The 15,302-nt window shown below is 69.3% G+C and carries 18 protein-coding genes; 13 read left to right on the top strand and 5 right to left on the bottom strand.

Going from position 1 to position 15,302, the window contains the following annotated elements; all coding sequences use genetic code 11:
* Positions 1 to 20: 20 nt before the first annotated feature.
* The 10 genes from LI336_RS09105 to LI336_RS09060 all read left to right on the top strand — a co-directional run bounded on the left by LI336_RS09105 (position 21) and on the right by LI336_RS09060 (position 7,217).
* Positions 21 to 248, top strand: coding sequence for a HalOD1 output domain-containing protein (locus LI336_RS09105; RefSeq protein WP_227132809.1), 228 nt, complete (start codon positions 21 to 23; stop codon positions 246 to 248).
* A 323-nt stretch (positions 249 to 571) separates the two neighbouring features.
* A complete protein-coding gene (locus tag LI336_RS09100; RefSeq protein WP_227132808.1) occupies positions 572 to 1,777 on the top strand; it encodes an ABC transporter substrate-binding protein in 1,206 nt (401 codons plus the stop codon).
* Position 1,778: 1 nt separating this feature from the next.
* A complete protein-coding gene (locus LI336_RS09095) occupies positions 1,779 to 2,360 on the top strand; it encodes a DUF7552 domain-containing protein (protein ID WP_227132807.1) in 582 nt (193 codons plus the stop codon).
* Between the two features lie 2 nt (positions 2,361 to 2,362).
* Positions 2,363 to 3,520 (top strand): FAD-dependent oxidoreductase, encoded by a 1,158-nt coding sequence (locus LI336_RS09090; protein WP_264475351.1) that lies wholly within the window; start codon positions 2,363 to 2,365, stop codon positions 3,518 to 3,520.
* 2 nt (positions 3,521 to 3,522) lie between these two features.
* Positions 3,523 to 4,701 carry a FecCD family ABC transporter permease gene (locus LI336_RS09085; protein ID WP_227132806.1) on the top strand — a complete coding sequence of 393 codons (1,179 nt, stop codon included), beginning with the start codon at positions 3,523 to 3,525 and terminating at the stop codon, positions 4,699 to 4,701.
* Between the two features lie 38 nt (positions 4,702 to 4,739).
* A complete protein-coding gene (locus LI336_RS09080; RefSeq protein ID WP_438267279.1) occupies positions 4,740 to 5,639 on the top strand; it encodes an ABC transporter ATP-binding protein in 900 nt (299 codons plus the stop codon).
* Positions 5,636 to 6,076 carry a hypothetical protein gene (locus LI336_RS09075; protein ID WP_227132804.1) on the top strand — a complete coding sequence of 147 codons (441 nt, stop codon included), beginning with the start codon at positions 5,636 to 5,638 and terminating at the stop codon, positions 6,074 to 6,076. The genes LI336_RS09080 and LI336_RS09075 overlap by 4 nt, the downstream gene beginning before the upstream one ends.
* Positions 6,077 to 6,148: 72 nt before the next feature.
* Positions 6,149 to 6,448, top strand: a complete 300-nt coding sequence (locus tag LI336_RS09070; RefSeq protein WP_227132803.1) for a hypothetical protein — start codon at positions 6,149 to 6,151, stop codon at positions 6,446 to 6,448.
* A 2-nt stretch (positions 6,449 to 6,450) separates the two neighbouring features.
* Positions 6,451 to 6,729 carry a DUF7552 domain-containing protein gene (locus LI336_RS09065; RefSeq protein ID WP_227132802.1) on the top strand — a complete coding sequence of 93 codons (279 nt, stop codon included), beginning with the start codon at positions 6,451 to 6,453 and terminating at the stop codon, positions 6,727 to 6,729.
* 44 nt (positions 6,730 to 6,773) lie between these two features.
* The gene (locus LI336_RS09060; protein ID WP_227132801.1) at positions 6,774 to 7,217 is read left to right on the top strand and encodes a hypothetical protein; all 444 of its coding nucleotides are present in this window, start codon (positions 6,774 to 6,776) and stop codon (positions 7,215 to 7,217) included.
* A gap of 34 nt (positions 7,218 to 7,251) precedes the next feature.
* Here the strand turns inward: LI336_RS09060 and LI336_RS09055 are convergent, their stop codons facing one another.
* The gene (locus LI336_RS09055) at positions 7,252 to 7,989 is read right to left on the bottom strand and encodes a helix-turn-helix domain-containing protein (RefSeq protein WP_227132800.1); all 738 of its coding nucleotides are present in this window, start codon (positions 7,987 to 7,989) and stop codon (positions 7,252 to 7,254) included.
* A gap of 189 nt (positions 7,990 to 8,178) precedes the next feature.
* Between LI336_RS09055 and LI336_RS09050 the strand changes: the two genes are divergently transcribed.
* The 3 genes from LI336_RS09050 (at position 8,179) to LI336_RS09040 (ending at position 11,474) form a co-directional block, all read left to right on the top strand.
* Entirely contained in the window at positions 8,179 to 9,108 is a 930-nt protein-coding gene (locus LI336_RS09050) for a DMT family transporter (protein WP_264475377.1), read from the top strand.
* Between the two features lie 97 nt (positions 9,109 to 9,205).
* A complete protein-coding gene (tenA, locus tag LI336_RS09045; protein ID WP_227132798.1) occupies positions 9,206 to 9,871 on the top strand; it encodes a thiaminase II in 666 nt (221 codons plus the stop codon).
* Positions 9,872 to 9,917: 46 nt separating this feature from the next.
* Entirely contained in the window at positions 9,918 to 11,474 is a 1,557-nt protein-coding gene (locus tag LI336_RS09040; protein ID WP_227132797.1) for a sodium:solute symporter family transporter, read from the top strand.
* Between the two features lie 83 nt (positions 11,475 to 11,557).
* On the opposite strand, the gene gfo6 is transcribed toward LI336_RS09040, so the two are convergent.
* From gfo6 to LI336_RS09020, 4 genes are all read right to left on the bottom strand, one after another.
* Positions 11,558 to 12,655, bottom strand: coding sequence for a D-xylose 1-dehydrogenase Gfo6 (gfo6, locus tag LI336_RS09035; protein WP_227132796.1), 1,098 nt, complete (start codon positions 12,653 to 12,655; stop codon positions 11,558 to 11,560).
* Between the two features lie 92 nt (positions 12,656 to 12,747).
* Positions 12,748 to 13,389 carry a hypothetical protein gene (locus LI336_RS09030; RefSeq protein ID WP_227132795.1) on the bottom strand — a complete coding sequence of 214 codons (642 nt, stop codon included), beginning with the start codon at positions 13,387 to 13,389 and terminating at the stop codon, positions 12,748 to 12,750.
* Positions 13,390 to 13,432: 43 nt separating this feature from the next.
* Positions 13,433 to 14,287 (bottom strand): ABC transporter permease subunit, encoded by an 855-nt coding sequence (locus LI336_RS09025; protein WP_227132794.1) that lies wholly within the window; start codon positions 14,285 to 14,287, stop codon positions 13,433 to 13,435.
* Positions 14,284 to 15,246, bottom strand: coding sequence for an ABC transporter ATP-binding protein (locus LI336_RS09020; RefSeq protein WP_227132793.1), 963 nt, complete (start codon positions 15,244 to 15,246; stop codon positions 14,284 to 14,286). Before LI336_RS09020 ends, LI336_RS09025 begins: the two co-directional genes overlap by 4 nt.
* Positions 15,247 to 15,302 lie beyond the last annotated feature (56 nt).

Raw genomic sequence — 15,302 nt, 5'->3', positions numbered from 1 at the left:
CCCGAACCCTGTTACCGACAATGAATCCGATAGTCGACATCGTCAGTACCGTCGCGGAGGCCACGGGTGAGTCGCACACTGACCTCCCGCCGCTCCTGGAGACGATCGACCCGGAAGCCATCGTCGCGTTCGTCGATTCGGCCGCCGCCGACGCCAGTCTCGCGTTCGATTACTACGGGCACCGTATCACCGTCGACGGGGACGGCGCCGTCGAGACGGCCGCCCTCAGCGAAGCGGCACTGGACTGAACGACTCCGTCGGACCTCGATTCCCTCTCCTGTCGCGCTCTCCTAGCCTTCGAGAGCGCTGTCCGGCGTGGCGCCCGGTCGTGCAACCGTCCGGACGTCGTGCTGCCTGACTCGGAGTGGTTCTCGACGCCTCTTCGGTCAACCGATGGACCTGACTGGTGGACGACAACCTGGCTGCGTCGCCGACCTCTCCCCGGTTCCATGCTCGTCGACGGACGCGTCCTGCTCGCGTCGCGTCGACGCGTCACCCGATACCGAACTCTCGAATTTAGGACGACCTAATAATCGAAAGCCATTTAGTCGTTTAGGGTAGCCTAAATCGTATGAGCGACCAAGACGGCGCACGTCGAACACGACGCGGGTATCTCCTCGGCGGTAGCACACTCCTCGCGAGCACGCTCGCCGCAGGCTGCATGAGCACGAGCGACGAGGGAGCGACCGACGCCGAGAGCGACGCGACGACCACCACCGAACCGACCACCGCCGAACCGACCAGCGCCGACGAGACGACCACCCAGGACGACGGCCTCGAAACCCCCTACAGCGTCTCCATCGAACCAGTCGGCGAGGTCGAGTTCGAGAGCGTCCCCGAGACGTGGGTCGCGAACAACGGCTCGTGGGCCGACATGGGCGTCGCCCTCGGCCTCGAACCCCCGAAGGCCGTCTGGCTCGAATCGCGCTACCACACCCAGTACTACGACGAGGTCGACGGCGTCAGCGTCGACACCAGCCACATGGTCTCGCTCTATCAGGACGGCGGCGTCAGCAAGGAGCTGTTCTACGAACTCGACGCCGACGTCCACGTCATGGACCCGAACTTCCTCCAGAACCGCTTCTCGGGCTGGAAGCAGAGCGACGTCGAGGAGATCTCGAGCACCGTCGGCCCGATGTTCGGGAACTGCATCTACGCCCAGCACTACCCCTGGCACGAGGACTACCGGTACTACTCGCTGTACGAGGGCTTCGAGAAGCTCGCCCAGGTCTTCGATCGCACCGACCGCTACGAGGCCTTCGAGTCCCTGCACGACGACTTCCAGGCGAACCTCGCACCCGCCGTCCCCGGTACCAGCGAGCGTCCCGCGGCCGCGGTGCTCTGGGGCGTCGGCGACCAACCCGAGCAGTACTATCCGTACATCATCGGCGACGGCACCGGGTTCAAGCACCTCCGCGACCTCGGCGTCCGCGACGCGCTCGCGGAGACCAGCATCAAGGACTTCCACGGGAGTCGCGCCGCCATCGACCTGGAGACCCTCCTCGAGGTCGACCCCGAGGTCCTCCTGCTCCGGGGCTACGAGGCCAAGTCCGAGAGCGAGTTCGAGGACACCGTCGTCTCGTTCCTCGAATCCCACGACACCGCGAGCGCGCTCACCGCCGTCGAGAACGGCGACGTCTACCGCGCCGGCGGCCTCTACCAGGGCCCGATCACGAACATGGTGCTGACCGAACGCACCGCCCAGCAGCTCTACGGCGTCGAGAAGCAACTGTTCGACCGCGAGCGCGTCGCCGACGTCGTCGCGGGGGACGTCTGAGATGGCAGCGACCGACGACGCGGGAGACGACCGAGGGACCGACGACACGGGAGACGACCGACCGACCGACGGCGCGGACGGTGACCGAGCGACCGACGGCAGCGACGACGGGGACGCGTCCGAGCGCGTCGCCGGGGCGGCCGCGGCGGTCCGCGAGGCGCGGGAGACGGTCGCGGACCTCGCGGTCGACGGCGGCGCGTTCGTCGTCGCCGGGAAGGACACCGGCGTCAGCCCGGACCCGGTGTCGTCGGTCGCGTTCGAGACGTACGAGGCGGCGGAGCGAGCGTGCGACGCGGCGGCGCGGTATCGCGCCGCGATGCGCGACGTCGACCCGGCGCTCCCGACGTACGACCTCGTCGTCTGCGAGCGTCGGACGGACGCGGTGGAGCTCGCGACCGTTCGCGAGTCGACGGACGAACGCCGCAAGAACGGCGTCCCGCGCGCTCGCCAGACCGTCACCGTGACCGGTGACCGACGCGACGAGTGGCTCCGCGTCGAGAACGCGCCGCTCGTCCACCTCTCCGGCCCTGAGTCGCTCCTCGACGACGAGTTCGTGACCAGGCAACTGCAGTCCAAGCTCTGAGCATGTCCGACGAACACGCGAACGGTACGAACGACGGTCCGGAGACGGGAACCGACGCGGGGACCGTCGACGCGGCGACAGTGGACGACACCGCGGTCGACGTGGTCGTCGTCGGCGGTGGCCCAGCGGGCTCCGCGGCGACCGTGTTCGCGGCCCGCTACGGCCTGGAGACGGTCGTCTTCGACCGCGGCAGTTCGGCGCTTCGACGGTGCGCGTACCTCGAGAACTACCTCGGCTTCCCGGGGGGTGTCGACGTCGACGTCTTCCACGACCTCATGCACGCGCACGTCGCCGAGATGGGCGCGCGCCGCGTCGAGGAAAACGTCGACGCGGTCGAACGCCTCCCGCGCGACGAGGCCGCGGACGGTGGCGACGCGAGTGACGTGAACGCAGACGGTGGCGACGCGAGTGACGTGAACGCAGACGGTGGCGACGCGAGTGACGATGACGCGCGGTTCCGCGTCCGCACCCAGGAGGGAACGACCGTCCTGGCGACCGAGGTCGTCGCTGCCGCGTGGTACGACGGCTCGTACCTCCGGCCGCTCGCTGCCGACGCCGACGCCTACCTGTTCGTCGAGCACGAGCACCACGGGGAGGTCGAGGAGCGCTTCGACCCCGAGTACGCCGACGAGGACGGTCGGACGCCCATCGATGGCCTGTACGTCGCGAGCCCGTCGGGTGCGCGGAGCGCGCAGGCGGTCGTCGCGGCCGGGAACGGCGCGCACGTCGCCCGGTCGCTCGTCGAGGACCGACGGCGCGCCCGCGGGCTCTCCGGCGAGGTCGCGCCGGAGTACGATTGGCTCCGACAGGACAGCGAGTTCAGCGGCGAGTGGGCGGACCGCGACCGGTGGCGCGAGTGGTTCGAGAACGAGCTCGCGGACGACCACGACCTGGACGACGACGAGCTCGCCGAACTCCGCGAGGACTACGTCGACGAGGCGTTCGAGACGCGCATCGACGACGCCGAGGCCGACGACCGCGCCGAAGCCGGGCTCGCGACGTTCGTCGACGTGGTCGGTCCCGAACGCATCGCGGACGCGGTCGGCGTGGAGCGAATCGTCGACGCGGTCGGCGTGGAGGCGGTGCTCGACGCTGTCGACGACGGGGCGCTCCGCGACCGGGTGGCGACGGACGAGTCGGTCACGGAGGCGAGCGAGTAGTCATGGCGAGCGAGACCCAGCAGCGACGGAAGCGCTCCGAGCAGAACACGGGCTACTTCGGGTTCGTCGACGCGTCGCTCGTCTCGCTGTGCGTCGCCAGCGTCGGCGTGGTCGTCCTCGGCGGGCTCGTCCAGGTGAGCTTCGGCGCGTTCTCCATGACGCTCGTCGAAGCGTGGCAGGCCGTCTTCAACACGCAGGTCATCTTCGATCTCGACGCGTGGAACGCGTTCGTCTTCGGTGGCGAACTCCCCGAGATGAACAAGCGCAGCCTCATCGTGTGGAACATCCGGCTGCCGCGCGTGTTCGTGGCGATGCTCGTCGGGATGAACCTCGCGATATCGGGTGCGATCTTCCAGGCGGTGACGCGCAACGAACTCGCGAGTCCGTTCATCCTCGGCGTCTCCTCGGGCGCCGGCCTGATGATCCTCGTCACGCTCGTCGTCCTCGCGGGCATGTCACTCACCGTCCCGCTTTTGCTCTTCGGCGAGTTCGTCCTCACGCCATCGTCGCTTCTCCCGGTCATCGCGTCCGTCGGTGGGATCGTCGCCTTCCTCGTCGTGTACGCGATCGCGTGGAAGAACGGCACGAGTCCCGTGCGGCTCGTGCTCGCCGGCGTCATCGTCGGGACCATCTTCCAGTCGCTCCAGACGGGGTTGTTCTTCTTCGCCGACGACCTCGGTGTCGTCCAGTCGGCGATCGCGTGGACGACCGGGTCGCTCACGGGGACCGACTGGGAGCAGGTGCGGATGGCGCTCCCCTGGACGATCTTCGCCGTCGGCGCTGCACTCGTCGGGTCGCGTCAGCTGAACGTCCTCCTGCTCGGCGAGCGCACCGCGAACTCCCTCGGGATGAACGTCGAGCGCGTGCGGTTCGCGCTGTCCGGGGTCGCGGTGCTCGCCGCGGCGGCGAGCATCGCCGTCGCCGGTATCGTCGGGTTCGTCGGCCTCATCGTCCCGCACATGGTCCGGAACGTCGTCGGGAGCGACTACAAGAAGCTCGTCGTCGGCTGCCTGTTCGCGGGCCCGGCGCTCATGGTCGCCGCGGACGTCGGCGCTCGACTGGGGATGTCGGTGCTGGTCGGTGCCGACGCCCAGATTCCGGTCGGTATCGTCACCGGCCTCGTCGGTGGACCGTACTTCCTCTACCTGATGCGGAAACAGGAGGCGATGGGAGAGATATGAGCCGCGACCGAACCGACGGCGACGACGGTGGCGAGCGGATGGACGGTGGCCACGGCGCCGCCGCGCGACCGTCGCCTCCCGAAGAACGACAGGAGAGCGAGGACGGAATCGCTGCTGTGTCCGGCCGCGAATCACCCGCTGATGCGAGCGAGCTCGTCGGCGAGGACCTCGAACTCGGGTATCCGACGAACGAGGAGCCCGTCGTCGAGTGCGAGCACGTCGTCCTGCCGGCGGGCGAGGTGACGGCGCTCGTGGGGCCGAACGGGAGCGGGAAGTCGACGCTCCTGAAGTCGATGGCGGACCAGCTGGACCCGTGGGCGGGCGGCGTCGTCCTCGACGGCGAGCGCGTCCGGTCGTTCGACGCGAAGGACCTCGCGCGCAAGCTCGGATTGCTCTCACAGCACAACCAGGCGCCCGAGAGCATCACGGTCGAGGACCTCGCGTACCACGGGCGCTACCCGCACCGTGGCTTCTTCGAGTCCGTCACGGAGACCGACCACGAGGCGGTCGACCGCGCCATCGACCTGGCGGGCGTCGAGCACCTCCGGCACAGCGAGATGAGCAACCTCAGTGGTGGCCAGCGCCAGCTCGCGTGGATCGCGATGGTGCTCGCCCAGGAGACGGACATCCTCCTGCTCGACGAGCCGACGAATCACCTCGACCTCCACCACCAGCTCCGGGTGATGGAGGTCCTCGACTCGCTGAACGAGGATCACGGTGTCACGATCGGCATCGTCCTGCACGACGTCGGGCAGGCGGCGCGGTTCGCCGACAACCTGATCGCGATGGCCGACGGCGAACTCTACGACTGGGGGCCGCCCCGGGAGGTCCTGACCGAGGAGTTGCTCGCGGACGTCTTCCACGTCGACGCGACCGTCGACCACGAGAGCCCGACCGGTCCGCACATCTCGCCGCACGCCGCGCTCGACGACGGATGACCGGGCGGGGCGCTCGCGGCTTGGTCGAGTGCGTCGCTCGCGTCGCCTCGTCTCTGTTCGCGCTGGCGTTCGTCGTGCCCGCGGTGTTCGTGCTGCTCCCGTTGCCGGGACTCGGTGGCGAGGCGATGGCGAGCGCCGGGGGCGGTGACGGCGTCCTCGCGTCGCTGCCCGCGTTTGCGCTCGCGCTGGCGCTCTCGGTGGTCGTGCGAGCGGTGGCGTCCGGCAGCGCGTCGGACGCCGTGCTGGCCGCGTTCTCGATGCCGTGTCTCTTCGCCGGTGCCTGGGGCGCGTTCGCGGTGGCGCGGGACTCGCCAGCGGTCGTCGCGTGGGCAGGTCTCGCGTCGTTCGTCGCGGGGGTGCTCCTGGGCGTCGTCGTGCTCGCCGACGCAGTCCTCGAACGCATCGCCGCCGGCCGGGCATCGCAAGATGCGCGGTGAACGTCTGCCAGGAGAATTTAGGTTGGCCTAAAAACCGGAAGCGTTTTACGGTTTTAGGCTGGCCTAAAACACATGGTCGACGACGACCGCTACGGCGAGGACGGGTGGCATGACGACGTCGACGACTGGTTCGACCGCGAGATCGCACCCGGGGCGCCCGACGACTGGACCGACGCGGACGTCGAGCGCGCTCGCGAGGAGATGAAGACCGCGTTCCTCGACCGCGGAATCACCGACGCCGAACGCGAGCGCCGCGCGGAACGCGGCCAGCGTCGACTCCTCGAATCGTTCGACGACGACGTCGTCCGCGAGTACGCCGCCAGCCTGGACGACGTTGGGACGACCGAGCCCGCAGAGAGCGCTGACGACTGACGATGGCGACGACCGCCGACCAGTCTCCGGAATCGCTGTCGCTGTGCTCACTCCGTAGCCGCCTGGAGGCGCTCGCGGATTCGGACGGTGCGTTCGTCGTCGCCGCGGCCGACGCCGGCGTCAGACCGGTTCCGGTTGCTGGCCTCCGGTTCGACTCGCTCGACGCTGCGCGCGAGGCGGCACGACTCGCCGAGACGTACCGGAGCGCCCTCCGGCGATACGACCCGCAGCTCCCACGGTACGACGTCGTTGCACGACGCGACCCCTCCAGTCGACGCTGACTGACCCGAACGCACTTTGCACTGGCTCCACGCAGTACGCGAACGTGTTGGCCGGATTCGCCTCACCGCTCGTCGTCGTCGTGCTCGCCGACGTCGCGCTCGTGCAGTGCTGGACGGTGGGGTTGTTCTGGAAGCACGGCGGCGACGTCGACTGGTCGTTCCTCCGCGCACCCCTCGACTCGCGGTACGGTGCCGTCGCGTTCGTCTTCGGACTCTACCTCCTGCTCGTGCTCCTGGCTCACGGCGTTTTCCTGTTCGACGCCGCCGGCGAGGGCCTGCTCGTCGGTGCGGTCGCGTGCGTCGGCGTCGGGCTCTTCTTTCTGTTCGGTCCCGGCGAGATGTACCCCGACGTCGAGGAGTTCGACGAGGTGAACGTCGCTTCCGAACGGTTCATGCAGGATATGATTCGGGGCTTCGGGTGGGGGTTCCTGACGGTCGCGACGACCAGCGTCGTCGTCACGCGGACGTACGGGCCCGTCGTCTGGTGAGCGCGAACCGACGATGACGAGGAAGAGACGGGTCTCAGAGGTCCTGGGGGTCCAGGAGCTTCGATTCGGCCTTCCGGAGGTGCTCGAGGAGCGTCGTCTTCGAGACGTCGAGGTCGTCGGCGAGGTCGCGCGTCGAGCAGCCCCGCGGCCACTGGTAGTACCCGGCTTCGCGAGCGTGCTCGAAGACCTTCCGCTGCGTGGGGGTGAGCGAGTCGAGCCGGCGTTCGCGTTCGCTGCGCGGGCTACCGCTGTCCGGTCCGGTGATGGCGGCGACGGAGACCTCCGCGCCGGCGTCCTCGCGGACGCCATCGAGTGCCTCCTCGATGTCCTCGCGTTCGCCCGTGAAGCACACCTGCCATTCCTCGCCGCCGTTCTCGATGCGGACGGGCGCGCTGTGCACGAACCCGTGTTCGAGGAGCGTCGGACAGACCATGTCCGCGGGGTCGTACTCGAGGAAGAACTCGCGAACGACGTTCCCGGGGGCGTCCCGGGCGCGTCCGAATCGCTCCTGGAGCTCCAGCAGTTCGCCGGCGTACTCGGACTCCTGGATCGTCTCGAGGAGCGTGTCGACCTCTTCCTGGGTGTCGCCGAACGCGGTGAACAGTCCGTTCACCGATTCGGGTGCCGTCATCGGCGTGTTGTAGATGGCGTGAGCGAGGACGCCACCGTTTACCTGTTCGGTGGCCTCGATGGCCCAACAGTTCGGATGCCAGAGCGAGAGCGTGAGCCGCGTCCCGGCGTTCGCCGCTTGACTCATCCTCGTATCGTACATGCTCAACGAATATGTTTGTGACGGCGTGGCAACCCGGGCGACCATGGTCACCATTCGGCAAGTATTGCTAGCATGGGCTTCCACCCCGAGGGCGTTCATCGCGGTCGTCGACCCCACGCGGTCCCCCACATATTCAAGCACGATGGCGTTCCAGGATACGTGGCCGTGCGCGTCACGCCCCTCGAATCGATGCGGTCGTCGCTGTTCGCGCTCCTGCCACTGGCCGCGAGCGCGCTCTGGGGCGGCATGTACGTCGTCTCGAAGTGGGGGTTCGGCGCCATCCCGCCGGTGACGCTCGCCGCACTCCGGGTTGCCGTCGGCGCCGCCACGCTCCTCGCCGCCGTCGCGGTCGCGTACCCGGCCCGCGACTTCTCGCGGCGCGACTGGCGCGGGTTCACCGTGCTCGCCGTCTGGGTGTCCGTGACGCTCGTCACGCAGTTCGTCGGAACGGACCTGACGACGGCGAGCGAAGGGTCGCTCGTCACCGTCCTCACGCCCGTCGCGACGCTCGCCCTCGGCGTGGTCGCTCTCGGCGAGCGGTTGACTCGCCGGAAGACCGGCGGGATGCTCCTCGCGCTCGCGGGGACGGCCGTCGTCCTCGCGAGCAGGTACGGACTGGACTCCCTCGGCGCCGGCGCCGCGTCCGGTATCGCCCTCCTCGTCCTGGCGAGCGTGGGCTGGGCCGCCTACACCGTCTGGGGGAAGCGACTCGTCCGCAAGTACTCCGCGCTGGAGACCGCGACGTACTCGTCGCTCCTCGCGACGCCACTGCTCGCGGCCGCCGCAGCGGTCGAACTCGCCGTCACCGACACCGCCCTCGGGAGCATCCCCATCACGGCGGGGACCGTCGGCGCGGTGCTGTACCTCGGCGTCGGCGCGACCGCCGTCGCGTGGTACGCGTGGTACAAGGGCGTCGAGTACGTCGACACCGGCACCGTCGCCGTCTACTTCTTCGCGCAACCCGTCGTCGGCGCCGTCCTCGGCGCGGTCTTCCTCCAGGAGACCCTCGGCGTCGGGTTCGTCGCGGGGGGCGTCGTCATGGCGACAGGCATCTACGCGGTCACCACCGCGACCACGCAGTCCACGGGAAGCACCGACGCACAACGAAGCGTCGACTGACCACCAGGGGGAGGGAGAACGACGGCAAGAGAGCCAACCACTAGATGGTACCACCAATTAGTAACTCTTTTGTTCGCCCTGGTAGTCGACACGAGCGATGTCGTTCACCGCCGACCTCGAACCCGAGGCAGACGCCTACTGGGAGGCAATCCTCGACCACCCGATGGTGCAGGCGCTCGGCGCGGGCACGCTCGACGACGACCCGTTCCGGTACTGGGTCCGACAGGACTACGTCTACCTCGTCGACTACGCTCGCGTGTTCGCCCACGGCGCCGCCACCGCCCCGGACCTCGACCGGATGCGGACGTTCGCCGACCTCCTCGGATCGACCGTCGAGACCGAGATGGACCTCCACCGCGAGTACGCCGCCGAGTTCGGCATCGACGCGGCCACACTCGAGGCGACCGACCCCTCGCCGACGACGCGCGCCTACACCGACTTCCTCGTCCGCACCGCTACCGACGGCGACTTCGGTGCCCTCGTCGCCGCCGTCCTCCCCTGCATGTGGGGATTCAACGAGACCGGGAAGCGCCTCGCCGCGGACGGCCTCCCCGACGACGACCGGTACGCGGAGTGGATACGGACGTACGCCGGCGACGAGTTCACCGAACTCACCGAGTGGTGCAGGGACCTCGCGAACCAGGTCGCCGCCGAGCGCACCGCCGCGGACCGCGAGCGCTACCGCGACCTGTTCCGGACGTCCGCGCGCTACGAGTACCGGTTCTGGGACGCCGCGTGGCGACAGGAGGACTGGGCGCTATGACCGACGCCGACCGACTCGCCGGGGCGACGACCGGAGGTGACGGCGCGTGGTGACGACCACGACCGCACTCGCACTCACGGTCGTCGTCCTCGCCGGGTTCGCCGCGCTCGGCATCTGGCAGTCACGCGACCGCGTCCGGTCCGTCGAGGACCTCGTGAGCGCCCGGAACTCCACCGGCCGACGGCGAACGACCGCGTCGCTCGTCGCGTCGGTCATGGGCGTCTGGATCCTGTTCTCCGCACCGGAAGCTGGTGCCGGGTTCGGCGTCGCCGCCGTCATCGGCTACGGCGTCGGCGAGGCGGTCCCGATGCTCGCGTACGCGAAGCTCGGGCCGCGCATCCGCGAACTCGTGCCCGACGGTCACTCGCTCACCGAGTACGCGCACGCCCGCTACGGCACCGCTTTCTACGCGTTCGTCGTCGCCGTGAGCGCGCTCTACATGTTCGTGTTCCTCGCCGCCGAACTGACGGGCATCGCGAGCGCACTGTCGCTCGTCGCGGGCGTCCCACAGTACCAGACCGCCGTCCTCGTCGGCGGGTTCGTCCTCGCGTACACGACGTACGGCGGGCTCCGCGCGAGCCTGTTCACGGACGCGGTCCAGGCCGTCTTCGTCCTCCCACTGCTCGCGGTGACCGTCGTCGCAGCCGTCATCGTCCTCGGCGGCCCCATCGCGGTCGTCGACGGCGTGCAGACGACCGCGCCGACGCTCCTCGACCCCGGGTTCCTCCCCGGCCTCCAGTTCGGGTTCGGGCTCGCGTTCGCCATCCTCGGCGCGGAACTCGTGAACCAGACGTGGTGGCAGCGCGTGTACGCCGCCGACGGCGACGACACCGTCGTCGCGAGCTTCAGGCGAGCTGCCGGACTCAACGGCCTCCTCGTCGTCGCCGCCGCGCTCTTCGGTGTCGCCGCGGTCGGGCACGCCGACGTCGTCGCGGACGTCGCGAGCAGCGCGTACAACGCGGACGTCGCGTTCTTCGTCCTCCTGGAGTCGGCGTTCCCCGAGTGGGCGGTCCTCGCTGTCGTCCTCCTCGCGCTCTCGCTCGTGATGAGTAGCGTCGACACGCTGTTCAACGCGCTCGCGAGCCTCGTCACCGTCGACCTCGCACGACTCCGACCGGGGACGCCCGACCGTCGACTCGCACTCGCCGCACGCGCGTTCACCGTCGTCGTCGCACTCGCCGCCATCTACGTCAGTCTCCGCGCACGGAGCGTGCTCCGACTGTTCTTCCTCGCGGACCTCCTCGGCGCCGCCGTCGGCTTCCCGCTCGTCTACGGGCTCTACTCGCGCTCGCTCACCGGCGGCGGTGCACTCGCCGCGAGCGCGACCGGGCTCGCCGTCGGCCTCGCGTACTTCCCCGACCTCCGCGGGTACATCACTGCGGTTCCAGTCGTCGGCGACGCCCTCCCCGCGGCCGACCCGCTCTACCTCACGTCGTTCGCGGGCGCGTTCCTCGTCTCCACCGCTCTCACGCTCGCCGCCGCTCGCGTCTCAGACGCGACCGTCGACCTCGACGCACTCGCCGACCGCGTCACCCGCCTCGACGACGTCGCCACCGACGGCGGCACCGCTCGCGACGCGAACGGCACGGAGACAGACCGCTGAATCGACGCGAGAGTCCCACAGACCCCCCAAAAGGCCGTCTTTATCGGCGTACTCGCCCGCACGCTGGTGCGGTCGTGGGCGACTCAGTCGAGCAGCTTCCGTTCGCCGTCGTCGGCGGACCGGTGAATCGCCGCGATTGTCCGGAGGTCGACGACGCCGTGTTCGCCGTCGAGCGAAACCGATGCGTCGGCGAGGATGGCGTGCGCGAAGTAGTCGAAGAGTTCGCGCATCTGGTCGCGCTGGGCCTGGTCGACCGATACCGTCGACCCGTCGACGGACAGCGAGAGGTCGGTCTCCATGTGGAACGCGGGGTCGAGACGAAGCGTGCCGTCGGTGCCCGTGACCTCGAGGAACGTGTTCTCGTGGGCGTTCTGGCTCGCCGTACAGGACGCCATCGTGCCGTCGTCGAACTCGACGAGGAAGGCTGCGTGTTCGTCCGGGACGTCGTCGAACGCGTCGTGGTTCGAGCGCATCGACGCCTGCACCGCGACCGGGTCGGCGTCCAGCAGGAACCGCGCGGTGTTGATGGGGTAGACCCCGAGGTCCATCACGCTCGTCCCGTACCCCGTGAGGTCGGGGTCGAGCCGCCACTGGTCGGGGCTGTCGAAGATGTCGAGCAGCCGCTGCGTGTTCGCACCGTGCACCAACCTCGGGTCGCCGATCGCACCCTCGCGAACGAGTTCGCGCGCTCGCCGGATCGCGGGCTCGGTCTGCATCCGGTACCCGACCGCGAGCCGGACGTCGTGCTCGTCGCACGCCGCGACCATGCGTTCGGCGCGTTCGACCGACGCCTCCATCGGCTTCTCGCAGAGCACGTGCTTCCCGTGCTCGGCGGCGCTCTCGACGTACTCGAGGTGCAGCGCGTTCGGCGTGCAGACGTAGACCGCGTCGTAGTCGTCGGTCGCCTCGCCGTCGTGGAACTCGTCGTACGAGATGCCGCGCGGCGTCGCGGGGACGGCGACGTCGTCGTCAGCCGCCACGTCGGCGGCGACGCGCTCGGCTTTCGCCGTCGAGCTACTGACGAGGACGGTGGTCTCGCAGTGGTCCGAGGCCGCGATCGCTGGAATCGCTTTCTCGACGGTCCACCACCCGAGGCCGACGAGCGCCAGCCGGAGGGTTCCGTCGCGCGTCGTCTGCCAGTCTCGCTCGTGGAAGCCCGCCAGGGCGTCGTGGACTGTCATCGTCGAACGTGCGTCCAGCAGCGCCTAAAGCACACCGCCACGGGCAGGTGTCGCGACGCCCCGACCGGCGGGGCGGACGCGAGTCGACCGGGTCAGGGTTTCGCGGACAGGTAGCCACCGACGCCGACGAGAACGATGCCGAGAGCTGCCGCCCCGAACCGGAGCACGGCCGGCTGACTCGTCAGTCCCGGTTGCGTCGTCCGGGTCTGCATCACGTCGTAGCGCGCGACCTGTCGGCGAATCTCGGCCTCGGACCTGGTCGTGCGCGACGCCGTGGTAGTCGTCTTCCCGTCCCCTTCTTGCTCCTCGCGGGCCTCCTGGCGCTGCTTGACGATCTCGACCGCGTTCTCGACGTCCTCGTCCGCCGGCGGGAGGCTCGCGTTATCGGGTCGCTCGATGACGACGTGGCTCAGTTCCACGCGAGCTTCATAGCCGTCCCTGGCGTCGACATCGGCCTCGGTCGGGTACCGGAAGTCAGACGCGCCCTCGCCGGTCGCGACGGTGTACGTTCCCCCGTTCCGGAGGGTCTTCACGTACAGCGCCTTCCCGCGCTCGGAGAGCGCTTCGTACTCGACGACGCGGTACCCCTCCTCCTCGAGGGTGGATTCGTTCTCGAAGGCCCCTCGACGCGTGTCGTGTTCGAGCACCGGCTGGAGCGGCGCGAACGCTGGGGCGACGAGCAGGAGGAGGCCGACCGCGACCAGTGCGTGCGAGCGAGTCAGAGGGAGGGTCATAGCGGGCATGGATCCGGTTCGATGGGGGTTGATTGGCGAGTGGTCATTGGAGGTCTGCGCGGACGAACCGCCAGTACCCGAGCGCGAGCGGGACGACGATCCACGCGGCGAGGACGACGAGCCCGACCTCGTCCTTGAGGTACGCGGGGAGGTCGCCGGCCGCGTCGCCGTAGCGTCGGAGCACCGTCGTCTGGCGCTCGGGCGGCAGCAGGAGGTTCGTCGCCTTCCGGTAGGCGACGTACGGGCTCGTGAACGTGATGGCGTTGTAGAGGTCGACGTTCGGGTCGAACCCCAGGAGCTGGGTGTGGAGCCAGCGGACGATCGCGGTGATGCGGACGCCGGGCACGACGTACAGGAGCACGAGCAGGAAGTAGCTCCCGATGGCGGCCGTGACGGCGCGACTCCGCGTGGCGAACGTCGCCGAGAGCGAGATGGCGATGCTCACGAACGCACCGGCGTACATCACCGAGAGCCCGAAGAGCCCGCTGACGAGGCCAGCGAGGACGACGCCGTGCTTCGTGGCGGCGACCGTGGTCGCGGCGAGGAACACGAACGCGAGGCCGACGGCGACGACGAGGAAGCGACTCGCGAGCTTCCCGAGGAAGACGTCCCGGCGCGTGTTCGGGAACCCGAGCAGGAACTTCACGCCGCCGCTCTCGCGCTCGCCAGCGATCGCCATGTACGTCGCGACGAGCGCGACGATGGGGAGGAGGAACGCGAGCACCATGCCGAGGGTCTTGAAGAGCTCGCGGACGGTCTCGGCCGCGGTGAGCGCGTACCCGCTGAACCCGTACGCGATGGCGGCGAACAGGAGCGCGAGCACGGTCGCGAGCGCCCAGAGCCCGCGGGAGCGACTGGTGGCCGCGAGGTCCTTCGAGGCGATCGAGGCGAGCGTCACCGGGACACCTCCGCCTCGGTCGAGCCAGCCGCTGACTCGTTGGTCGTAGCGTCCTCGTCGCGACCGCCGTCGGTGAGCTCGCCGAACAGCGACTGGAGCGAGGCGCCCTCCGAGCGGATGTCGTCGATGCTCGTCCGCGACGCGAGGTGCGTCACGACCTCCTCCTTCACGCCCGGACTCGTACACGTCACCTCGACGGTGTCGTCCTCGACCGCGACGTCGACGACGCCGTCGACGGTCCCGAGGGCGTGGTCGTCCGGCAGGACGCTGCATTCGAGCGTGATGCTCGCGTGCCCACCGAGGTTCGCCTGGAGGCTCTCGATGGTGTCGACCGCGACGAGGCGACCGTCGTTCATGACGCCGACGCGGTCGCACACCGACTGGACCTCCGAGAGGATGTGACTCGAGAAGAACACGGTCGTGCCGTTCGCGGCGCGCTCGCGGACGACCTCCCGCATCGTCGTCATCCCGTTCGGGTCCAGGCCCGTCGACGGTTCGTCGAGCACGAGGAGGTCGGGGTCGTCGACGAGCGCCATCGCGAACGCGAGGCGCTGCTGCATGCCCTTCGAGTACTCGGTCGCGTACCGGTCGGCGTCGTCCGCGAGCCCGACGAGGTCGAGCAACTCGTCGGGGTCGTCGTCCGCGTCCTTCGTCTCGATCGCCCATTCGAGGTACTCGCGACCCAGCAGCGGGTCGAACCCGTAGCCTTCGGGGAGGACGCCCACGCGCTCGCGGACCGCGAGCGGGTTCGCCTGCACGTCCGTCCCGAACACCTCGATGCGTCCGTCGGTCGGCCGGATGAAGTCCAGGAGCAGGTTGATCGTGGTGGACTTCCCCGCGCCGTTCGGCCCGAGGAACCCGAACACCTCGCCCTCCTCGACGGTGAGGTCGACGTCGTCGACCGCCACCGTGTCCGCGCCGAACTCCTTCCGTAACCCCTCAATCTCGATAGCGGCCATTCACGACCGGTTCACCGAACGCCTGGAATAAGTGTCTTCCAGTAGGTACGACGCCG

Origin of the sequence: Halorubellus salinus (assembly GCF_020567525.1) — an archaeon.
In the GTDB taxonomy this organism is placed as follows: domain Archaea; phylum Halobacteriota; class Halobacteria; order Halobacteriales; family Natrialbaceae; genus Halorubellus; species Halorubellus salinus.
The sequence above is the reverse complement of the archived record's forward strand: the minus strand, read 5'-3'. Positions and strand labels throughout refer to the sequence as shown.

Coding starts and splice junctions, on each gene's coding strand:
- LI336_RS09105 (WP_227132809.1), top strand. CDS start 21: ATGAATCCGATAGTCGACATCGTCAGTACCGTCGCGGAGGCCACGGGT.
- LI336_RS09100 (WP_227132808.1), top strand. CDS start 572: ATGAGCGACCAAGACGGCGCACGTCGAACACGACGCGGGTATCTCCTC.
- LI336_RS09095 (WP_227132807.1), top strand. CDS start 1,779: ATGGCAGCGACCGACGACGCGGGAGACGACCGAGGGACCGACGACACG.
- LI336_RS09090 (WP_264475351.1), top strand. CDS start 2,363: ATGTCCGACGAACACGCGAACGGTACGAACGACGGTCCGGAGACGGGA.
- LI336_RS09085 (WP_227132806.1), top strand. CDS start 3,523: ATGGCGAGCGAGACCCAGCAGCGACGGAAGCGCTCCGAGCAGAACACG.
- LI336_RS09080 (WP_438267279.1), top strand. CDS start 4,740: ATGGACGGTGGCCACGGCGCCGCCGCGCGACCGTCGCCTCCCGAAGAA.
- LI336_RS09075 (WP_227132804.1), top strand. CDS start 5,636: ATGACCGGGCGGGGCGCTCGCGGCTTGGTCGAGTGCGTCGCTCGCGTC.
- LI336_RS09070 (WP_227132803.1), top strand. CDS start 6,149: ATGGTCGACGACGACCGCTACGGCGAGGACGGGTGGCATGACGACGTC.
- LI336_RS09065 (WP_227132802.1), top strand. CDS start 6,451: ATGGCGACGACCGCCGACCAGTCTCCGGAATCGCTGTCGCTGTGCTCA.
- LI336_RS09055 (WP_227132800.1), bottom strand. CDS start 7,989: ATGTACGATACGAGGATGAGTCAAGCGGCGAACGCCGGGACGCGGCTC.
- LI336_RS09050 (WP_264475377.1), top strand. CDS start 8,179: ATGCGGTCGTCGCTGTTCGCGCTCCTGCCACTGGCCGCGAGCGCGCTC.
- tenA (WP_227132798.1), top strand. CDS start 9,206: ATGTCGTTCACCGCCGACCTCGAACCCGAGGCAGACGCCTACTGGGAG.
- gfo6 (WP_227132796.1), bottom strand. CDS start 12,655: ATGACAGTCCACGACGCCCTGGCGGGCTTCCACGAGCGAGACTGGCAG.
- LI336_RS09030 (WP_227132795.1), bottom strand. CDS start 13,389: ATGACCCTCCCTCTGACTCGCTCGCACGCACTGGTCGCGGTCGGCCTC.
- LI336_RS09020 (WP_227132793.1), bottom strand. CDS start 15,246: ATGGCCGCTATCGAGATTGAGGGGTTACGGAAGGAGTTCGGCGCGGAC.